This window comes from Nitrobacter sp. Nb-311A, from assembly GCF_000152905.1.
Lineage (GTDB): Bacteria > Pseudomonadota > Alphaproteobacteria > Rhizobiales > Xanthobacteraceae > Nitrobacter.
The window spans coordinates 167,520-187,280 of record NZ_AAMY01000002.1 but is presented as its reverse complement, the minus strand read 5'-3'; the positions used below and the strand labels follow the sequence as shown (position 1 = coordinate 187,280).

Below are 19,761 nucleotides of genomic sequence, written 5' to 3'. Positions count from 1 at the left end.
CGGACCGGTCAAGAGCGGGATGAGGAAAAGTGCGGTGCGGTTTTCCGCCCGCATCCCGCTCTGGAATATTGGAATCGATCATGATGATTCTGGATCGAACCGATCCGGAATTATCGTGATCCTGGGGCCATAGCTCAGCTGGGAGAGCGCTTGCATGGCATGCAAGAGGTCGGCGGTTCGATCCCGCCTGGCTCCACCATCTGCCGCCGTCATCCAGTACGGGCGATGGTTGCCGGATGCCGGACAAGCTGCATCCGTGCCGGCGCTGCGATCGCAAAATGACGCGATCCTGAACTGATTTCAAAGCGTCGAAGGGTATGCCGCACATCTTGAATGGCGTGCAGATCATGCCATATTTGATCTAACCGTCCGGGATCACCAGACGGCCGACGGGGTGCCGCAAGGGCCCCTGCGCGATCCGCCAAAATGCGGCGGTTCGGCCAATGGAACACGCGCCATCAGCTCCGGCGCGCGACCGGATGCCTAACCAGGAAACATTTTGTGGGCCGCGCGAGTCAAAGTCGCTTCGAGAGGACTTTGTAATGTCTCGTGTTCCTTCGTTATCCAGTCCGTTCCTTCTGGGCTTCGACGAGATCGAGCGAGCGCTCGACCGCGTCGTCAAAGGCGCCGACGGCTATCCTCCCTACAACATCGAGCGGTGCGACCGTGACAGCGGAGAGCCCGAACGCCTGCGGATCACGTTGGCGGTGGCTGGGTTTACCCGCGACCAACTCGATGTGACCATTGAGGAAAATCAGCTTGTGATCCGAGGCCGGCAGCAGGAGGATAAAGCCCGGCAGTATATCCATCGCGGCATTGCCGCGCGCCACTTCCAGCGTACCTTCGTGCTGGCGGAAGGGATGTTGGTGCTGGGCGCGGACCTGAAAAACGGGCTATTGTCTATTGATCTGGCCAGGCCGGAACCTGAAAGGGTCGTTAAGACAATCGCGATCAATGAACACGAATAATGCACGACCCGAAAAACGGCCGGTAAGCCGGCAAGAAAGCTTTCGGGTGCAACGAGTAGCGGACTCGACCGCTTAGTCTGTAAAAAGGAGTCGAGACCATGAGTGAAGTGATTTCCACGTTCCGACCTGAAAGCGTCTCGACCGAGGCGCTGGCGCAGCTCGGTGAAGGCCACATTGCCTATGTGAAGCAGGTTCGTTCAGAGGACGTGCCGGATTTGTTTCCGCAGGCTCCGAAAATCGCGCCCGGTCTCATGCTGTTTGCACTGCATGCCGCCGACGGCACGCCCATCATGCTCACCGATTCGCGCGAAGCCGCGGTCGCGAGCGCCTGGAGCAACGAGTTGCAGGCCGTCAGCGTGCATTGAGGCACGCCGCCGCGCGCGACATCAGTTTAGCAGGAAGCGGCGGCGCATCCAGCGCTGCCGCTTTTCTGTTTGCGGCCGTCGGCGGCGGGGCTGTATGGTCCCGCCAAACCACTGAACCTTCGGGAAAAACCTCATGCCCGCCTATCGCTCCCGCACTTCCACCCACGGCCGCAACATGGCCGGCGCCCGCGGCCTGTGGCGCGCCACCGGCATGAAGAACGAGGACTTCGGCAAGCCGATCATTGCGGTGGTGAACTCCTTCACCCAGTTTGTGCCCGGCCACGTTCATCTCAAGGATCTGGGCCAGCTCGTGGCGCGGGAGATCGAGAAGGCCGGCGGTGTCGCCAAGGAATTCAACACGATCGCGGTGGATGACGGAATCGCGATGGGCCATGACGGCATGCTCTACAGCCTGCCCTCGCGCGAGGTCATCGCCGACAGCGTCGAATACATGGTCAACGCGCATTGCGCCGACGCCATGGTCTGCATCTCCAACTGCGACAAAATCACGCCCGGCATGCTGATGGCGTCGCTGCGCCTCAACATTCCATCGGTGTTCGTCTCCGGAGGTCCGATGGAATCGGGCAAGGTCACGCTCAACGGCAAGGTCAAGTCCGTGGACCTGATCGATGCCATGATCGCCGCCGCCGATGACAGCGTGAGCGATGCCGATGTGGAGGTGATCGAACGTTCGGCATGTCCGACCTGCGGCTCGTGCTCTGGCATGTTCACCGCCAATTCGATGAACTGCCTGACCGAGGCGCTCGGCCTTGCCTTGCCCGGCAACGGCTCGGTGCTCGCCACCCACGCCGACCGCAAGAGCCTGTTCGTCGAGGCCGGACATCTCATCGTCGACATGGCGCGGCGCTACTACGAGCAGGACGACGAGCGTGTGCTGCCGCGTTCGGTTGCGAGCTTCAAGGCGTTCGAGAACGCGATGACGCTCGACATCTCAATGGGCGGCTCCACCAACACCGTGCTGCACCTGCTCGCCGCGGCTTACGAAGGCGAGGTGCCGTTCACGATGGCGGATATCGACCGGCTCTCGCGCCGCGTGCCGGTGCTGTGCAAGGTCGCGCCTTCCGTGCCGGACGTGCATCTGGAAGACGTGCATCGCGCCGGCGGCATCATGGGCATTCTCGGCGAACTCGATCGCGCCGGCCTGATCGACGCCAGCCTGCCGACGGTTCACAGCGCGTCCCTGAAGGATGCGCTGGAACGCTGGGACATCAAGCGGACGAAAAGCGAGAGCGTGCGCACCTTCTACATGGCTGCGCCGGGCGGCGTGCGCACCGAACTCGCATTCAGCCAGGACAAGCGCTTCGAGGAGCTCGACGCTGACCGCGCCAAAGGCTGCATCCGCGACGCCGAACACGCCTTCTCGAAGGACGGCGGTCTCGCCGTGCTTTACGGCAACATCGCGCGCGACGGCTGCATCGTGAAGACGGCCGGTGTCGACGACAGCATCCTGACCTTCTCGGGCTCCGCGCGGGTGTTCGAAAGCCAGGATGCTGCGGTGGACGCCATCCTCGGCAACCGGATCAAGCCGGGCGATGTGGTGCTGATTCGCTATGAGGGACCGCGCGGCGGCCCGGGTATGCAGGAGATGCTGTATCCGACCAGCTATCTGAAATCGAAGGGGTTGGGCAAGCAGTGCGCGCTGATTACCGACGGCCGCTTCTCCGGCGGCTCGTCGGGTCTGTCGATCGGCCACGTCTCGCCGGAAGCAGCGGAGGGTGGCGCGATCGGTCTCGTCGAGGAAGGCGACATCATCACGTTCGATATTCCGAATCGCAAGGTGCATCTCGATGTCAGCGATGCCGAAATCGAGCGACGTCGCGCGGCGATGGAGGCGAAAGGCGACAAGGCGTGGAAGCCGGCCGCTCCGCGGACGCGCCGCATTACCATGGCGCTGAAAGCCTATGCTGCGCACACCACCAGCGCCGCGCTCGGCGCCGTGCGCGTGGTGAAGGACTGAGCGCATCCCGTTGCGAGAGCGTTTTCGCGTGAAGCATGTCCTCGGGCTTGACGCGAGGAGGGATGAGCAACCGGCGCACGGACCATGCTCGGAACCGCCGCATCATCGACGATTGGCGTGGGCCGGTACGGCGTTTTCGATCAGCATTGCGGCTTTCTGTCAGCTCGCAATGCTTCGATCATCTGCTCCATCAACATAAGAATCGCTCAAAATCGGCGCCGCCTTCGGGATCCCGAATCATGAAGGGGATCTATTTCAATGGCTGGAGCGAAGATGCGGCTTGCAAACTGCTATCCGCTTTTTCGTTCATCCCGCTTACGCCAGGACGATTCGCCGCGGTTCAGGGGACCGTCGCCGGCGGCAGCGCCAGGACGGAATAGATCGCCTGCGCATCGCGCGAGGCGCGCAGCTTGTTGGCAATGTCCTGATCGCGCAGCAGGCGTGCGATTCGCGCCAGTGCTTTCAGATGATCCGCGCCCGCGCCCTCGGGGGCGAGCAGCAAAAAGATCAGATCCACCGGTTGTCCATCCATCGCTTCGAAATCGATCGGACGGTCCAGTCGCGCGAAAAGACCGAATATCTTGTCGAGTTTCTGCAGCTTGCCATGCGGGATCGCGACACCGTAACCGACAGCCGTGGTTCCGAGTTTCTCGCGCCGCAACAGCACCTCGAAAATCGCGCGGTCGTTTTGTTCCGTCAATTCAGCGGCACGCGCGGCCAGCTCCTGCAGCGCTTGCTTCTTGCTGTTGACCTTCAATGCAGGAATGATCGCCTCGGGTGCGACCAGGTCGGTAATCATCATATGACGTTCCGAGGTGAGGTTTGCCGTCAGGTTGCGAAAGACACGTCAGACAAGCAGCACAAACGTGAGCCCACATACGGGCGAACGCACACGGTAAGCGGTTCGCGGCCCTCCGGCCAGGATGACCGGCCTTATAGTCTAACGCGAGCCCGATGCCAATTCCCGAACTTTTGTCGGGGCCGGTGTAGACCGATTGCGAAGGCCGCAGACCATATGGACCGCCGTTCCAAGCGTCAATGCCAGCAAGTCAGGCCGAACCGTTGACGGACGGCGGGTCGATCCATCCCACATTGCCATCAGGTCTGCGGTAGATCATGTTTACGCGCCCGCTGGAGCCGTGCTGGAACACCAGCACCGGCGCGCCGGTGAAATCGAGTTCCATCACCGCTTCGCTGACAGAAAGCCGCCTCAGGGAGGTGATGGTTTCTGCGATGATCACCGGATTGAATGCGGTGACCTCGTCCTCGCCGTCCACAGCTGGCGCTTCGATCACGTAGCTCGGCGCGTCGAGTTCGGCGATCGCTTCCGCGGCGGCGTGCGCCTTGCGCGCCGAGCGATCCTTGAGGCGGCTCTTGTAGCGGCGCAAACGTTTTTCGATCTGCAACAGCGCCTGATCGGCGCTTGCATAGGCATCCGCGGCATTGGATTCGGCTTCGAGCGTTACTCCGGAATCCAGATGCAGCGCGCAGTCGGTGCGGAATCCAAAACCGTCCTTGCTCAGCGTGATGTGGCCCGAATACTTTCCGTCAAAATACTTTCGGAGAACTTCGTCGGTGCGACTGTTGAGCCGTCCGCGCAGTGCGTCGCCGACATTGATGCTCTTGCCCGAGATTCGAAGTGTCATGACAAGCCTCATCGATCATGAGTGGGAAAAGATTATCGGGCGTTGCGGGTGCGCAATCAAGCCGGTGCAGCGTCGCGCGAGCGGTTCGGCGGCGCCGTGCGCGCGCTCCCGAGCAGGTTCTGCTTTTCGCGGCGGCGTTGCACCGAGGAAGGAATGCGCAGCGCTTCACGATACTTCGCGACGGTGCGCCGGGCGATATCTATTCCGGCTTCGCGCAGCCGTTCCACGATGGTGTCATCGGACAGAACTGCCGATGGATCTTCCGCATCGACCAGTTGCCTGATGTGGTGGCGGACCGACTCCGCCGAATGGGCGGAACCGCCGTCGGCCGCGGCGATCGAAGCCGTGAAGAAATACTTTAACTCGAAGATGCCGCGATTTGTCGCCATGTATTTGTTGGCGGTAACGCGAGAGACGGTGGACTCGTGCATCTGGATCGCATCTGCCACGGTCTTGAGATTGAGCGGTCTCAGATGTGCAATACCGTGTGCGAAAAAACCATCCTGCTGCCGCACGATCTCGGTCGCCACCTTGAGAATGGTACGAGCGCGCTGATCGAGCGCGCGGACCAGCCAGGTCGCGTTTTGCAGGCAGTCCGTGAAATAGGTTTTGTCGCCGTCCTTGCGGATCGTCTTCGACAATTCGGCATAGTAGGTGTGGTTGACCAGCACACGCGGAAGCGTATCGCTGTTGAGTTCCACAAGCCAGCCGCCGTCCGGCCCGGGCCGCACGTATATGTCCGGCGCCACCGTCTGCGTGCGTGCGGCGCCGAACCTCAAGCCTGGCTTGGGATCGAGATGACGGATTTCGCCGATCATCTCGGCGAGGTCTTCATCGTCGACGCCGCAGATCCTGCGCAAGGCTGCGAAGTCGCGCCTCGCCAGCAGTTCGAGATGCTCGACCAGCGCCTGCATCGCCGGGTCGTAGCGGTTCTTGTCGCGCAGCTGAATCGCAAGGCATTCGCTTAAACTGCGGGCGCAGATGCCTGGCGGATCGAAAGTCTGCAACACCGTGACAGCGGCCGCCAAATCGCTATCGCCGGCGCCGAGCTTGTCGCCGGCATCGCCGAGGTCGGCCGGCAGGTAACCAGCCTCGTCGACGAGATCGATCAGATACCGTCCGATCATGCGTTGCGCCGGCGCCGTGACGGCCACCGCAAGCTGTTCGGCGAGATGTTCGCCGAGCGTTATCTCCGCCGCGACGAAGGCTTCGAGATTGTAGCTATCGTCGCTCGAAGCGCCGCCCCCCCATTCGGTGAACGCGACCGGCGCGGCATCCTGTGCGGTCCGCGCCGCGGCCTCGGCCGGTTCTTCCGGAAAGACGTTCTCCAGGCCGCTGTCGAAGGTCTGCTCGATCTCGGCGCGGCTGCCGAGATCACGGTTCATCCATTCGTCGGGGGCAGGTTCTGAGTCCTGGCTAACGGTGCGCTCGCTTGCGCCGCGATCCCCGAACGCCGACGCTTCGTCGCCTTCTGAATCGGCGTCCCTTGCGGCCGCCCCTTCGGCGGCCGGCGGGTCGGCGTCCTCGCCAGCGCGCTCCAGCAGCGGATTCCGCTCCAGTTCCTCCTCGACAAACGCCGAAAGGTCCAGATTCGACAGTTGCAGGAGCTTGATCGCCTGCATGAGTTGCGGCGTCATCACCAGCGACTGGGACTGTCGAAATTCGAGTTTCTGCGTTAGTGCCATGCCAAGAGCGGTCCAGATGGTCCGATTCTTGCTTAGCTTTTTTCGGCCCGATGTACAACTTTACGACGATAATCCGACCTTAATCCGACTTTCGGCGAGGTCTCTTATAGTCCTTTGAGCAAAGCATGTCCTCGGGCTTGAACCCGAGGGAGGACGGAGCACCGATTCTGATTCAATCAGAAGCGGAAAGTCTCTAGTAATCCAAGGCTTGCACCGGAGGCAGCGTCAGCTTTGTAGGGATTGCGCGCGGTTCGGCGGCCTTCGCCGCTGCCGGTTGTGCGTTCCGGCTGGCCGGCGCCGTCTGCGGTGCATCAGGAGCGGGGCGGCTATCGCTCACGGTTGTCTGCCCGCGATGCCTTCGTTTGGAGGATCGCCGGCGCGACCTGTTCGAGGAATGGCGCAACCCCCATGAATGCGCGATCGACGGCCCAGCCGTATAGCCGACCACCGCGCCCGCGAGCGCCCCGACCGGACCGAGCACCACCGCACCGGACAGCGCGCCGAGCGCGGCGCTGCCGGCACGTTCCTGCGCCAGCGCCCCCGACGAGAGCAGCACCAGCGCCGCCACCATAGCAAGGACCGTCTTCATTTGATGCTCCCCGTTTCGTCGGCGAGAAAGACTGACGAATGCGGCGAGACCGGGGTCGTCCCGCCGCCGATACGCCTGCCGAACCTCCCAATTTGGCCACTGCCGCGGTTCAGCTTCGGCAAGCTTTGGTCGGCTCGCCCGGCGCAAAGCGCAGGAGGACACTCCACATGTTCAAGACCAGCCTTATTTGTTGCGCTGCCGGTTTGCTTTTCGCGCTCCCCTCGTCCGCCGCGGACCTCTCCTACACGGACGAGGCCCCGCAGATGGTTTGTCATGAGGACGGGACTTGCTATCGCGCCCAGGGGCAGCGTTTCGTCGAGCGCTGGCAGGACGACGAGGGTGACGATGAAGTCTATGAGTATGAGCGCTCCGACTATCGGCCCCGCTATGGCGTGCCGCGCACCGGCTTCCATCGCAACTTTGACGACGGTCCGGCAGCTGAGGTCGATATCGATGACGGTTTCTGGTGAAGGTTCGAATCGCGCGTCGCGCAGCAGGGATCAAGCCGGGAAAGCTCGGCTGCTCTATAGCCGGAACTCCTCGCCCAGATACAGGCGCCGCACGTCGGGGTCGTTGACGATGGTCTCCGGGCTGCCCTCGGTCAGGATTTCGCCCGCATAGACGATGTAGGCGCGGTCGGTCAGGCCGAGCGTTTCGCGGACGTTGTGGTCGGTGATGAGCACGCCGATGCCGCGATTGGTCAGATGGCGCACGAGATCCTGAATATCACCGACCGCGATCGGGTCGATGCCGGCGAAGGGTTCATCCAGCAGCATGTAGTTCGGGCGCGTCGCCAGCGCGCGCGCGATTTCCACGCGCCGCCGCTCGCCGCCGGACAGCGCGATAGATGGCGATTTGCGCAGGCGCGTGATGTTGAATTCCTCGAGCAATGCATCGAGTTCGGCTTCGCGTTTTTTCTTGTTTGGCTCGACGACCTCAAGCACGGCACGAATGTTCTGCTCGACACTGAGGCCGCGGAAGATCGAGGCTTCCTGCGGCAGATAGCCGATGCCGAGCCGCGCCCGCTGGTACATCGGCAGCCTGGTCACGTCGTGACCATCGAGTTCGATGGCGCCGCGATCCGCGGGGATCAGGCCGGTGATCATGTAGAATACGGTGGTCTTGCCTGCGCCGTTCGGACCCAACAGACCGACCGCCTCGCCCCGCCGGACATAGATGCTGACGCCCCGCACGACCTGACGGGAACCGAAACTTTTTTCCACCCCGTGTACCGCAAGGTAGCTGGGGCGCGCGGCCATCCGCGGCGCGGCAGTCCCGTTGGAGGCGTCACGCGGCCGGGGAGCTTCCCGCCTAGGGGGCGGAGGAATCCGGGATTGCGAAACCGGCGGGGCCGGCGGAGCACTGGGACGCGTCCTGTGAGCGATAGGGGGAACCTCGCGCACCGGGCTGGTCAGCATGTCGCCGATGGTATCGCCGAGTGCCGTGATGTCCGTCCGGGTCCGTGCAAACGCTTGCGAGGCGCGTTTTTGCGGCCGTTTGCGGAATACATTGAAGATATCCACCATGGGCGCCTGCTCAGCCTCTCACGGTTGCTCGCCTGCGTTCCCCAGCCGGTCTGATTCGTCGGGTCACCATGGCGGAGCGGCTCGACCTTGCCCAGCGAGAGGCGGAAAATTGTGCCGACAAAACCTTTGACGGGAGGTGACCGGCCGTGCCTTGTGATCGGATTCTAGCATTCGCATCCCGTTTCGACGAACCTTCTTGCGAATGTCAGGATCGAAGGACCGCTCTCGAAGATAGACCGCTCGCGCATTTTCCGGCCAAGTGGAATCCGGGTCCCGCGAAGAAAATGCTCTCAATCAATAACGTGCGCGTATTCTGATGCCGTACCCCACTTTGCGGAATTCACTCCACCCAGATACAGAGCGTTATGCGCCGCTTCAACCTCCGAGATCGGCTCGCCGGCCGAACATCATGGTGTTACTTGGTTTTTTTGGGGGCAAGGGGCGGCATGGCCGGCCCGGAAGAAGCGCAGCTTTCGTCTTTCTGAATGAAGAGACCCTGGACCCTGCCGCTATTGGATTCCACGCGCGAGACCCCTGTGGTCATATCGACCAGAAGGCGGTCCCCCCGCAACACATTCTTGCATTGGCTCAACACGACTTTACCCCTCATCGTGATCAGATTGGTCGTGGTATCGAACACGGCGGTATCGCCTGTGACGACCTGATCCTTCTGGGTCACAACCACGTTGCCCCTGGCCTCCAGCCGCTTGATCGAGGACGCGCCAGCCGGCGCCGGCGCCGCCGCAGGTTTTAGCTTCGCCGGCGCGCCGCCCTTGGCCGTGGCGCTGCTCTGATAATAGACCACGAGCGTCTTTGACGTCATCGTGGTGTCGCCCTGCACCACCTTGACGTTGCCGGAGAAGGTCGCCTCCTTTTTCTTGTCGCGCATCTCCAGCGCGGCGGCCTCGATCTGGATCGGCTGATCGCGATTCTGCGAAAAGCCCTGCATAGCGTTGGGTACGCCCTGCACGGTGCTTTGCCCGGCCGCTTCTCCGGCCGCCATCACGGCGGCGGTGATCAATCCCGCCCGCAGCAGGAGGGTCAAGCGGGGCGGCGGCGGCAAGCCGCGAACACACTGCACCATTGAATTCATTTGGTATCGCCGCCCGCGCCGTCAGTTGCAGGAGGGCGGTCCATCACCAGATGCATGACGACATTGTTCTCGAATCGCACCACGTCGCCCTTTTCGGTGACCTGCATGGTGTCGGCGGTCAGCGTTCCGTTCAGCAATTTGACATCGACGGGCTGGTCAGAGGTGACCGTGCCCCGGCCCATATCGACCATCGCATGGGTCAACCGCGCCTCATATCCGGTCGAAGACCGCATGAAGATATCCTTTTGCAGGTCGAGAATCTGCGTTTTCGTATTGAACATCCCCGTATGGGAATTCAGCGTCACCGTGGAATCGTCCTCCATAAGCACCTTGGCTCGCAAGGTATGCAGTTCGACGCGATCGGGATCGGTGACGTCCTGCGTCGCCGTCGTGGCCTGCATCTCGTAGGGCCGCTTGTCCGGCGTGAAGCCGGCAAGGCGCGGCGATTCCATGGTGATCTTGGTGCCGGAGACGACGAGATTATCCATGTCGAGCGGCAGGTTCGCCAGCGCGTGGAACGGATTGAAGGTCGCGATCCCGATTAGCGCGGCCATCGCCAGCCCGACCGCCCCGGGCACCGCGATCCGTAGTACCCGGACCATGCGGCTGTGGCGGGCGGCGCGGGCGAACCTGGCTTCCAGCCCGGCCTGCATTCCCGCTTGATAGATAGGATTGTGAACTGAATACACCGCTGCTCCAGGCGTCTGTCCTGGTTATCCTACCTCGAAACGGGGGGCTTCGCAGCCGGACACCGTGCTGCACTTGCCGCTTTTAACCGCCGAAGGCGTGCCACCGAGGACGATGAGTGTGACCGAAAAGGGGCGAAAGCTGTAAGGCCGACTGCGTCACGGCGATCATCGGGCGCGGCTCACGAATGCGCGAAGATGTCCTCTGCGTCCCAGCCGGACAGATCGAGCATCGCTCGCGCCGGCAGGAACTCGAAACACGCTTGCGCCAACCCGGTGCGATCCTCGCGCGCCAGCATGGCGTCGAGCTTGTCGCGCAAAGCGTGCAGATGCAGCACGTCAGAGGCGGCGTAAGCGAGCTGTGCGTCGCTCAGCGCAAGCGATCCCCAATCGCTCGATTGCTGCTGCTTCGACAGGTCGATGCTGAGAGCCTCGCGCACCAGGTCCTTCAGGCCGTGCCGGTCGGTATAGGTGCGGGTCAGTCGCGAAGCGATCTTGGTGCAATAGACCGGCCGGGGCATCACGCCGAATGCGTTGTGCAGCGCGGCGAGGTCGAAACGTGCGAAGTGGAAGATCTTGACGATGGCCGGATCGCCGAGCAGCTTCTTCAGGTTCGGCGCGTCATGCTGCCCGCGCGCGATCTGGATCACGTCGGCCGAACCGTCGCCCGGCGACATCTGCACCACGCACAAGCGGTCGCGGTGCGGCTTGAGCCCCATGGTCTCGGTATCGATCGCCGCCGAACCGGTGTAGCGCGCAAGATCCTGGTCCGGCAGGTCGCCGCGATGCAGGCGGATGGTCATGATGTCCTGGCCTTCATGATGTCGGGTCTCGTCGAATCGATTGGCGCGCTAAAATATCGTTGAAACGGCTAACAAACGAGGGCGCATGCACATTCGCCAGCTGACCGCCCGGTCCGCGCCCGACATGCAACTGGACAGGGCGAAGGGACGCAAGAAACGCAACGCTGTTCCGGTCCGATAGCAGGAATATTTACCATTTGGTGGGATTAAGGGAGCGCGTGAGACTTACCGATTCGCTGAGTTCCTAGCATGAATCTCAAGCCGTCCTGATCCTTGCAAGGCGAGCCCCTCAGCGATACGATTCAGGTGATGGATTAGCCGGAGGCGAAAGCAGCGATGCAGGCGGACGTCAAGAAGCAGATGCTTTCTCTACTCAACTTCCGGTTGCTGGCGCTGTTGTTGCCGGCGCTGGCCCTGTCGATCCTGGCGGGCATGGTGATGTACGCCCTCGGATACTTCTCGATGGTGTACGGCGAGGTGGTGCTCGTCCTGAAGATATTGATGCACCTCCTTCTGGCCGTCTGGTCGGCGGTGAAGGCGATTCTTCTGGGAATCGTGGTCTTCGGGCTTCTGCTCGTTTTTCTATCGCCGGTCTTGATCGTCCTGTGGGAATTGCGGAAGAAGCAGAACCCACCGTCCGACGCCTCAAGTCTGACATCTCATCCCTCATCCAGTACGGCGGCAGAAACGCGGCTCTAGAAGCATGATCCCGAAAGTGTAAACCGGTTTCGGAAAAGATCATGCTCAAACAAAAAGATAAGCCGACGAGTTTGATTCAACGCAGTTGAAACAGATTCTAGAGTCTGTCGCCCTTCAGGGAAACGCTGAAAAGACCCCGGCTTTTTGATTTGACGCGTTTTCCTTGCGCGAACCGGGGTTTACTTCGCTCGAGACGTTCTAACTAAGAACCGCCGGAACTCTCCTTCTGGGTGCTCGCTAGGTCGGCCAGATAGGCTCGTGATCGCGCGACATCGGGGTTATCGGGGCCGAGCGCTTTCTCCCGGATCGCCAGCGCGCGCTTGTAGAGCGATTCGGCATCGGCGTAGCGCGCTTCCGCTTTGTAGATCGAAGCCAGATTGTCCAGCGCCGACGCGACCGAGGGATGGCTAGGGCCGAGCGACTTCTCGAACACCATGATTGCTCGCTTGTAGAGCGGTTCGGCGTCGGCATAGCGGCCCTGGACGCTGTACAGCTTGGCCAGGCTGTTGAGCGATTGCACGATCTCGGGGTGGTCAGGCCCGACGGCTTTCTTCCAGATGGCCAGCGCCCGCCTGTAGAGCGGCTCGGCCTCGGGGTAGCGAGCCTGGGCGCTGTAGAGCTCGGCGAGATCGTTCAGCGCCAGCGCGACAGAGGGGTGATCGGGCCCGCGCGCCTTCGCGAAGATCGCCAGCGCCTGCTTGTAGAGCGGCTCGGCCTCGTCATAACGTCCCTCTTCTTTGAAGAGTTCGGCCTGATCGTTTAGCCTCGCCGCCAGCATGATATCGGACACGGCCATGAACGGTGCACTCCTGACGCACGTGTGAGTTTAGCAAGAAAGCCGGAGACCCTATGCCACTAATTCGTACTCTTTGGCAGGGGGGGCTTCGGGGGCCCAGCGCCTTTTCACTCTTGTCGCGATTCTTGCCGCGAATTCGGCGACACCGGGATGACCACCATTGCCCAACGTCTTTTTCACCCAGGGCGGGCCGCCAGGGCAGGGCTGTTTTGAGTTGGGAGGAGCCGAAATCCCGCAAGCGCGCAACTTAGCGCTGAGTATGTGGAACCCGGCGGGTCAAGCATCGTTTGACTCACCAATCGGTTCTGGCGCGTAGCGTCCTTTGGAGATTCGACCTGCTTAAGGATCCATCGATTCTCGTTCCGGGAGCGACCGTGTGGTTCAAATCCCGGGCGCCACGAATGGCGGTTCTCAATGACGCCGCCGAGTACTTTGCGGCGTTGCGGGACTCCCTTCTACAGGCCGAAACACAGATACAGATCGTTGGGTGGGATATTCACAGCGAAACCCCGCTGGTCGGACCCTCGGGGGTCGTCGACGACGACTTGCCCCTTTTGCTTGCTCCTTTTCTCAAGGCGCTATTAAAGCTCAAGCCCAAACTGAAAATCGACATTCTCATTTGGGACTTTGCGGCGCTGTACGCCGCCGAGCGCGAAGCCAATTCTGCTGCCAAGTTCGCCGATGCGGCCGACGACAGAATTCGTTTCTGCTGGGATTCGTGTCTTCCGCTTGGCTCGGCGCAGCACCAGAAATTTGTCGTCGTCGACAACTCGCTGGCTTTTGTCGGAGGACTCGACCTGACGATCCGGCGCTGGGACACCAGCGACCATCTTCGCGAGCATCCACTTCGAAAAGATCCGCAAGGAAAACCTTATCCGCCCTTCCATGATGTCCAGTGCATTGTCGACGGCGATGCGGCGGCGGCTCTCGGTGAGCTTGCGATGCGGCGCTGGCAAGCGGCGGGTTGCATCTTTGAGAAGATCGATTCTGCCGCCGCCGACCGGTGGCCGAAATCCGTACCGATCGGTGCGCGGGATGTCACTGTCGGGATCGCCAGAACAGAGGTGGCAAGCCGTTCATCCGGGGATGTTCACGAAGTTGAACTCCTGTTCGAAAAGTTGATTAGCGTCGCGAAGACGTTTGTCTACCTCGAAAACCAGTTCATCAGCGCCACGAAGATCGCCGAGCTTCTCGCCCAACGAATGGCAGCCGTTCCATCGCTTCAAGTGTTGATTATCGCTCCGAAACTACATTCGTCATGGCTTGAGTCGCGGGCGATGCAGAGCGGCTCCAACTCCTTCCTCGATCCATTCAAGAAAGCCGGCGTCAGGAAACGATTGCGGATTCTTCATCCATCCTCGGCGGGCCAGCCAATCATGGTTCATAGCAAGCTGATGATTGTCGATGATGATCTCGTTCGGATCGGGTCGGCCAATCTCAACAACCGCTCAATGGGCGCGGACAGCGAATGCGACCTTGTGTACGAGGCGACAACCGAGGCCCACCGCGACTTCATTCGCAGGCTGCGCCGGCGACTCATCGGTCATTTTTGCGGCGTGGCCGAAGAAGAAATTGCCGAGAATGAACTCCGTCTGCTGCAGTTCCTCGATTCCTATGCAGTTGCAGGAGCAGCGAAGGCGCTGCACCCGATCGAGGTCGGGCAGATTCCGTTTCGCGCGATCAACGATTTCATCCAACCCATCGCCGATCCTCGCGTACCCTTGAACCTTGAAGGCGCCGCGAACAGAATGTGGACGACAAAAACTATTCTGGGCATGGCGGGCCTCGTGCTCATGCTTGTGGCCCTGGCGGCACTCTGGCGTTACACGCCGCTGCGCAGCTATGCCGATATCGGTTTTCTATCGGCCCTCATGAGTCAGGATGATTCCCCATTTGCCGTGCTCATCGCTATCGCCTGCTTTGTGCTCGGCGGCTTGATCATATTTCCTGTCGTGGTTCTGATCGCAGCGACGGCCGCGGCATTGGGGCCCTGGACCGGCGCGATGACCGCTGTGGCGGGTGTCATCCTGAGCGCCTCCCTGCTCTTTATGATAGGGCGTTATCTTGGCCACAAACGGCTGCAAAAGCTTCTCGGGCCTCGCGCGTTGCGCGTTCAGGAGCGGCTGGTCGGGAGGGGGATCATCGCGGTCGCCATTCTCCGGATGGTCCCGCTCGCCCCATTCTCGATCGTCAACGTTGTCGCGGGCGCGAGCCAGTTGAAACTGGGAGACTTCCTGGTGGGTACGATCCTTGGCATGATGCCGGGTATCGCGGTCATGGCTGCGCTGGGTTCACAGATTGCCGATTTTGCGAAGAACGCATCCTGGGGGAATGTGTTTCTTCTTGGCTTGACAATTGTTATCTGGATCGCGATCTGCCTGGCGGCTCAGTTCGTCGTCACCTGGCTCGCCGGACGGAACGCATGACGCTTACAATCCGCGTGATGACGTGGAACGTACACGGCACATTCAATCTCAATCCGCGCTTTGATATCGAGGCGGTCGCGTCGATCATTCGGAGATGGTCGCCCGATATCGTCGGATTGCAGGAGATCGACTCCCGCGGACGCAACGACAATCCTTTCGAGCGTCTTGCAGGTGTCGTGGGCGCGCATAACGTCGATGCCAGATCGATCGTCACCGCGGATGGCGATTATGGGCAGGTTCTGCTGAGTAAATGGCGGTTCATCCGAGCGCCGACCATCGTGGATGTTTCATACCGGGAACGGGAGGCGCGCAGGGCGATTTCCGCCTGTATTCAGTCCCCGATCGGGGAGATCGCAGTTATCGCCACCCATCTCGGGCTAAGCATCCGCGAGCGCCATGAGCAGGCGCGTGCAATCGTCAATCTCATCGATGCACCCAGAACCGTCGTGCTCGGCGATTTCAACGACTGGTTCTGGGTCAAATCGGTCAGGCGAATCCTGGCGCAGCGATGTCCCGTGCGGACCAGAATGCGCACCTTTCCCTCATGGTGTCCCGTGCTTCGACTTGATCGCATTTACACCGTGCAGACCGGGAATATTGTCAGGGCATGGACCGATCCGGAAGCCCGCGGTCGCTCGGATCATTTGCCGGTCATCGCCGATGTGATGTTTTCGTAAGCCCACGCCTGGGCTGCGCGGCCGGAGGGCGGCCTTGTCCGTCTTCTGGGCAAATCTCGATCGCCGCTTCGACAATCGGAGCTCTCTGCGCTTTCACACAAGAGTCAGTCCGTCGTTAACTTGAGCCATCGCATGACTCTGATTCGGCGTGAGGATGTTTCGACAATCGAAGAAGGGCAGGCCGATAAGGCGGATAGGGGTCGTCGTCGTCGGGGATCGCGCAATATCCGAATTCCTGCTGTATCCGCTGTATCTCAGCGGCGCGTTCATTCAGGCGTTGCGCATGCTCCTGTGACCGGGCCTTCCAATAGCGGAACGTTTCGGGCGCGATGGGTACGAACGCCGTGCCGAAGAGCGTGGGATCGGGAACGACGGTTTGCCCGAGCAGGAGAAATTTGTCGGAACCGACGAAGACCAGGGTGGCATAGCCGGGGGCACCTCTCGCCCTTATCCCGTTGAGTGACAACTCACGCAGCTTGCTGAAGTAAGGCTCCTGCCGCCAACGGTCGGGATGGTTGGGATCGACCTGAACGTTGACCGCACCCTCACTGAAATGCATCACCAGGCGGGCCTTCTCGGGAAACCAGTCATCGTTGAAATGACCTTGCAGCCAAGCGCAAGTGAACGATCGGCACATCTGAGGACGATCGTTGTAGATGGTGCATCCTTTGCCGGTCTCCCAATGCCTGCATAATTCATTCACCGGTTTGGCGACCGCTGTCACCTCGAGGATATCGCAACAGCAGTTGCATGATCCGCATTGCCGGACGTTTGGTTTCGTCGGCATGACGGGCAGCCTGAAGCCTTCACTGTCGCGAATAATCCGCTTCTGTTTTTCAAGCGAATGCAATGCGCGTTCGACTTTCAGACGGGACAATCCGGTCGCGTCGATAATACCACGAACCGTCGTTGCACCTCTCTCGACCGCGAGAGCAACTTTCGAAATCGCTTCCATCGCGTTTCCTGCTTATGACTCAGCCGTGCGACGCTTCTTCTCACTTCCGTGGAGGAGCCGCCGCTCCAAGTATTCGGGCGCCATCGCCGAACGACCTCCGGCGCACTCTTCTGCGTTATCCGCAATCGGGACCAGCACGGTGCGACATGGAACTCCCCGGAAACGATACCGGAAGGGCGCATCTGCTATTGCCGCCAGACAACAAGGGTAACATTCCCAGCGGCCATTCCGTTGGACTCGACGACTCTTCGCGGCCCGCCGCTGGTATCGCGCGACACCGGCGGAGGGCGACAGCTGTTTTCAATGGTCGGGCCTGAAACACTTCAGGTGGAAATTGTCAATGTTTTGTTTTAATGGTGAGGGCATCCGCTGTGACGGACCTCAGCGGCACGGAGATTGAAAAGAATCCGCGGCGCCCTCCATCTTGTCGACGGTGCTGAACTCCCGATAAACTGTGCATGCTATCGGGTAGAAAGGATAAGATTTTAGAATCAGAAGCGGGACTCTCAGATTTTGATTTGCCGCGTTTCCCTCGCGCGAACCGGGAACCACTTCGCTTGAAAACGCTATAGGCCAAGTGTTTTCCGGCACGAACGCACAGCGCCGCGCGGCGGAATATGCTCGCCGGCGGCGCTGGCTTATACGCACTGGGCCCTGAAATCCCCAGCAACGATGAGTCGCTCGAACCTACTCAAAGGTTCAGATCAGCTTTTCGTCTATCCCTCATGACGAGGCATAGCGAGCGGCGATGCGTAGCCATTTGTGCTTGGGCTTTGCAAAGAACCGACGGCCGTCGCTATGGGGCCGCGCTTGCCTTTATGCCTAAAGGCTCAAACCGAACTCGGCAGGCTCTGGTTTTGCGCAAGGGCCGATGGCTTTCGCCGTGTGCGGCTCAAGCTCATCTGTTGTGAAGTTGAAAGTGAACCGCGGCATGCTGTTGGTGCCCGTGAGGCATCGCATGGCTGCTGCGTCCGTTCGTGAAATAAACGAGACTGGCCATCAGCACGACAACCGCGCCTGCCATAGCCCAGCCGGCCGGATTATTATTCGATCTCTTCCTCTTCGCAAAATTGTTGTCTGTCGGGAATAGCATAGCAGACCTCGGTTTGGCACTGTCTGTTACCGGTCCGAAGGCGGCCGAACACAGGCGCGTGATGATCAGGACGAATCGGCCTCTGCCACGAAAGCCGGGCAAACGGATAACAGGACTTGGTTTATTTGTGCAGTGCAAAGTCGGCATGGCTGCGATACGATCGCGGCATAGCTCTGAAATCGAGACATCTTGCGAGGAGATGAAACGGCGGTGCGCACCAATGAATGTCGGGTGCCGCCCGCTGATACACCACGCCCGGACCGAATGGTCTTGATCGCGCCGCCATCGGCCGCCGGCGAATTCATGACGGGGTACATGTCGGGCGGGCGGGCGCGCGCTTGCTGAATGGGTGATGCGACGATCTTTGCCGCTTCGCGGGTCTGGCCATTCCGAGCGCCAATGTGTCCCGCCCATGTGGGCTGCATTCGGGTGGTTTTAGGGCCGATTTGTGCTCGGTTACCTACGAACCGATGGTGCCCAGGAGATGGTGCCCAGGAAAGGACTCGAACCTTCACGGCCTTGCAGCCACTGGCACCTGAAGCCAGCGCGTCTACCAATTCCGCCACCTGGGCCCGGCGGGGTTAGTAGGCATCGGCTGCGCGCTTGTCAAATCCTTGAAGCGGCGCTCGAATGGTCGGCTCGACGGTCCGCCGGTTGACGGGCGTCTGAACGGCGGCATATCCCTTCTGCCGACGCGAGACCAACGCCTTTGAGGATCCAGATCATGGCATCGAATTCGGACACGCTCGTCACGGTTTTCGGAGGCTCGGGCTTCCTCGGCCGGCATGTGGTGCGCGCGCTCGCCAAGCGTGATTACCGCATCCGGGTCGGCGTCCGGCGCCCTGAGCTGGCCGGGCATCTGCAGCCGCTCGGCAAGGTCGGCCAGATCCATGCCGTGCAGGTCAATCTGCGCCATCCGGCGTCGGTCCGCGCGGCCATGCGGGGATCCCACGTGGCCGTTAATCTGGTCGGCATCCTGACCAAGAGCGGCCGGCAGACGTTCGACGCCGTGGTGGCCAAAGGCGCCGCCACCGTCGCGGAGACGGCGGCGGCCGCCGGCGCGCGCCTGGTGCACGTTTCGGCGATCGGCGCGGATCCGACATCGGCCTCGGCTTACGCCCGCGCCAAGGCCTCCGGAGAAAAGGCGGTCCTGGCGGCGGTGCCGTCTGCGACCATCCTGCGGCCGTCGGTGATGTTCGGTCCCGAGGACCAGTTCGCCAACCGGTTCGCCGCGCTGGCGCTGATGTCGCCCGTGCTGCCGCTGATCGGCGGCGGCGCGACCCAGATGCAGCCGGTCTATGTCGGCGACGTCGCAACCGCCGCGGCCGACGCTGTCGACGGCAAGGCGAAAGCGGGCGCCGTCTATGAGCTCGGCGGCCCCGAGGTGCTCTCGATGCGCGAGATCATGCAGATCATCCTGCGCGTGATCGAACGCGAGCGGATGCTGGTGCCGTTGCCGTTCGCAATTGCGCGCCTCAAAGCGATGTTCCTACAGTTCGCGCCGGGGCCTCTGAAACTGACACCGGATCAGGTCGAGCTGCTCAAAACCGACAACGTCGTTTCCAACGCGGCGATCGCCGCAGGCCTGACGCTACAGGGACTTGGGATCACGCCGGACTCGATGGAGGCCGTGGTGCCGCAATATCTCTGGCGCTTCCGCAAGGCCGGCCAGTTCGCGCCGAAGGGGGCGTGAGACATTAAGTATTTCCTTGTGGGGGAGGGGAAGGGAAGGGGCAAAATCCGACTCGGTGATCTACGACGCCTCTCTTCACCAAG

The 19,761-nt window shown here is 61.3% G+C and carries 18 protein-coding genes and 2 tRNA genes; 9 read left to right on the top strand and 11 right to left on the bottom strand.

Annotation, left to right across the window (positions count from 1 at the left end):
- Positions 1-123 precede the first annotated feature (123 nt).
- The 4 genes from NB311A_RS00920 to ilvD all read left to right on the top strand — a co-directional run bounded on the left by NB311A_RS00920 (position 124) and on the right by ilvD (position 3,311).
- A tRNA-Ala gene (locus tag NB311A_RS00920) sits at positions 124-199 on the top strand.
- A gap of 343 nt (positions 200-542) precedes the next feature.
- Positions 543-968: an Hsp20 family protein gene (locus tag NB311A_RS00915; protein WP_009796516.1), complete on the top strand. Its 426-nt coding sequence runs from the start codon at positions 543-545 to the stop codon at positions 966-968.
- Between the two features lie 98 nt (positions 969-1,066).
- Complete coding sequence (locus tag NB311A_RS00910; protein ID WP_009796515.1) at positions 1,067-1,333, top strand: DUF1150 domain-containing protein; 267 nt, start codon at positions 1,067-1,069, stop codon at positions 1,331-1,333.
- Between the two features lie 133 nt (positions 1,334-1,466).
- On the top strand, positions 1,467-3,311 hold the full coding sequence (gene ilvD / locus NB311A_RS00905) for a dihydroxy-acid dehydratase (RefSeq protein ID WP_040673665.1): 1,845 nt from the start codon (positions 1,467-1,469) through the stop codon (positions 3,309-3,311).
- A gap of 340 nt (positions 3,312-3,651) precedes the next feature.
- Here the strand turns inward: ilvD and ptsN are convergent, their stop codons facing one another.
- From ptsN to NB311A_RS00880, 4 genes are all read right to left on the bottom strand, one after another.
- Positions 3,652-4,113, bottom strand: coding sequence for a PTS IIA-like nitrogen regulatory protein PtsN (gene ptsN, locus NB311A_RS00895; protein WP_009796512.1), 462 nt, complete (start codon positions 4,111-4,113; stop codon positions 3,652-3,654).
- A gap of 247 nt (positions 4,114-4,360) precedes the next feature.
- Complete coding sequence (hpf, locus tag NB311A_RS00890) at positions 4,361-4,957, bottom strand: ribosome hibernation-promoting factor, HPF/YfiA family (RefSeq protein WP_040673719.1); 597 nt, start codon at positions 4,955-4,957, stop codon at positions 4,361-4,363.
- Positions 4,958-5,013: 56 nt separating this feature from the next.
- Positions 5,014-6,642: an RNA polymerase factor sigma-54 gene (gene rpoN / locus NB311A_RS00885; protein WP_040673664.1), complete on the bottom strand. Its 1,629-nt coding sequence runs from the start codon at positions 6,640-6,642 to the stop codon at positions 5,014-5,016.
- Positions 6,643-6,835: 193 nt separating this feature from the next.
- Positions 6,836-7,231, bottom strand: coding sequence for a hypothetical protein (locus NB311A_RS00880; protein WP_009796509.1), 396 nt, complete (start codon positions 7,229-7,231; stop codon positions 6,836-6,838).
- A 167-nt stretch (positions 7,232-7,398) separates the two neighbouring features.
- On the opposite strand from NB311A_RS00880, the gene NB311A_RS00875 reads away from it, so the two are divergent.
- Entirely contained in the window at positions 7,399-7,701 is a 303-nt protein-coding gene (locus NB311A_RS00875) for a hypothetical protein (RefSeq protein WP_040673718.1), read from the top strand.
- A gap of 54 nt (positions 7,702-7,755) precedes the next feature.
- On the opposite strand, the gene lptB is transcribed toward NB311A_RS00875, so the two are convergent.
- From lptB to NB311A_RS00855, 4 genes are all read right to left on the bottom strand, one after another.
- Positions 7,756-8,757, bottom strand: coding sequence for an LPS export ABC transporter ATP-binding protein (lptB, locus tag NB311A_RS00870; RefSeq protein ID WP_009796507.1), 1,002 nt, complete (start codon positions 8,755-8,757; stop codon positions 7,756-7,758).
- 415 nt (positions 8,758-9,172) lie between these two features.
- On the bottom strand, positions 9,173-9,850 hold the full coding sequence (locus NB311A_RS00865) for an LptA/OstA family protein (protein ID WP_009796506.1): 678 nt from the start codon (positions 9,848-9,850) through the stop codon (positions 9,173-9,175).
- Complete coding sequence (lptC, locus tag NB311A_RS00860; protein ID WP_050752027.1) at positions 9,847-10,539, bottom strand: LPS export ABC transporter periplasmic protein LptC; 693 nt, start codon at positions 10,537-10,539, stop codon at positions 9,847-9,849. The genes NB311A_RS00865 and lptC overlap by 4 nt, the downstream gene beginning before the upstream one ends.
- Positions 10,540-10,718: 179 nt before the next feature.
- Positions 10,719-11,339, bottom strand: coding sequence for a ribonuclease D (locus NB311A_RS00855; protein ID WP_009796504.1), 621 nt, complete (start codon positions 11,337-11,339; stop codon positions 10,719-10,721).
- Positions 11,340-11,675: 336 nt separating this feature from the next.
- Here NB311A_RS00855 and NB311A_RS00850 point away from each other — a divergent pair, with 336 nt between their 5' ends.
- Positions 11,676-12,038: a hypothetical protein gene (locus tag NB311A_RS00850; protein WP_009796503.1), complete on the top strand. Its 363-nt coding sequence runs from the start codon at positions 11,676-11,678 to the stop codon at positions 12,036-12,038.
- Between the two features lie 202 nt (positions 12,039-12,240).
- On the opposite strand, the gene NB311A_RS00845 is transcribed toward NB311A_RS00850, so the two are convergent.
- Positions 12,241-12,834: a tetratricopeptide repeat protein gene (locus NB311A_RS00845; protein WP_009796502.1), complete on the bottom strand. Its 594-nt coding sequence runs from the start codon at positions 12,832-12,834 to the stop codon at positions 12,241-12,243.
- Positions 12,835-13,235: 401 nt separating this feature from the next.
- Between NB311A_RS00845 and NB311A_RS00840 the strand changes: the two genes are divergently transcribed.
- The gene (locus NB311A_RS00840; protein ID WP_009796501.1) at positions 13,236-15,260 is read left to right on the top strand and encodes a VTT domain-containing protein; all 2,025 of its coding nucleotides are present in this window, start codon (positions 13,236-13,238) and stop codon (positions 15,258-15,260) included.
- The gene (locus NB311A_RS00835) at positions 15,257-15,937 is read left to right on the top strand and encodes an endonuclease/exonuclease/phosphatase family protein (RefSeq protein ID WP_009796500.1); all 681 of its coding nucleotides are present in this window, start codon (positions 15,257-15,259) and stop codon (positions 15,935-15,937) included. Before NB311A_RS00840 ends, NB311A_RS00835 begins: the two co-directional genes overlap by 4 nt.
- 115 nt (positions 15,938-16,052) lie before the next feature.
- Here the strand turns inward: NB311A_RS00835 and NB311A_RS00830 are convergent, their stop codons facing one another.
- Both NB311A_RS00830 and NB311A_RS00825 read right to left on the bottom strand, forming a co-directional pair.
- Positions 16,053-16,892, bottom strand: a complete 840-nt coding sequence (locus tag NB311A_RS00830; protein WP_009796499.1) for a hypothetical protein — start codon at positions 16,890-16,892, stop codon at positions 16,053-16,055.
- A gap of 1,578 nt (positions 16,893-18,470) precedes the next feature.
- A tRNA-Leu gene (locus NB311A_RS00825) sits at positions 18,471-18,557 on the bottom strand.
- Between the two features lie 152 nt (positions 18,558-18,709).
- Here NB311A_RS00825 and NB311A_RS00820 point away from each other — a divergent pair.
- The gene (locus NB311A_RS00820; RefSeq protein WP_009796496.1) at positions 18,710-19,678 is read left to right on the top strand and encodes a complex I NDUFA9 subunit family protein; all 969 of its coding nucleotides are present in this window, start codon (positions 18,710-18,712) and stop codon (positions 19,676-19,678) included.
- Positions 19,679-19,761 lie beyond the last annotated feature (83 nt).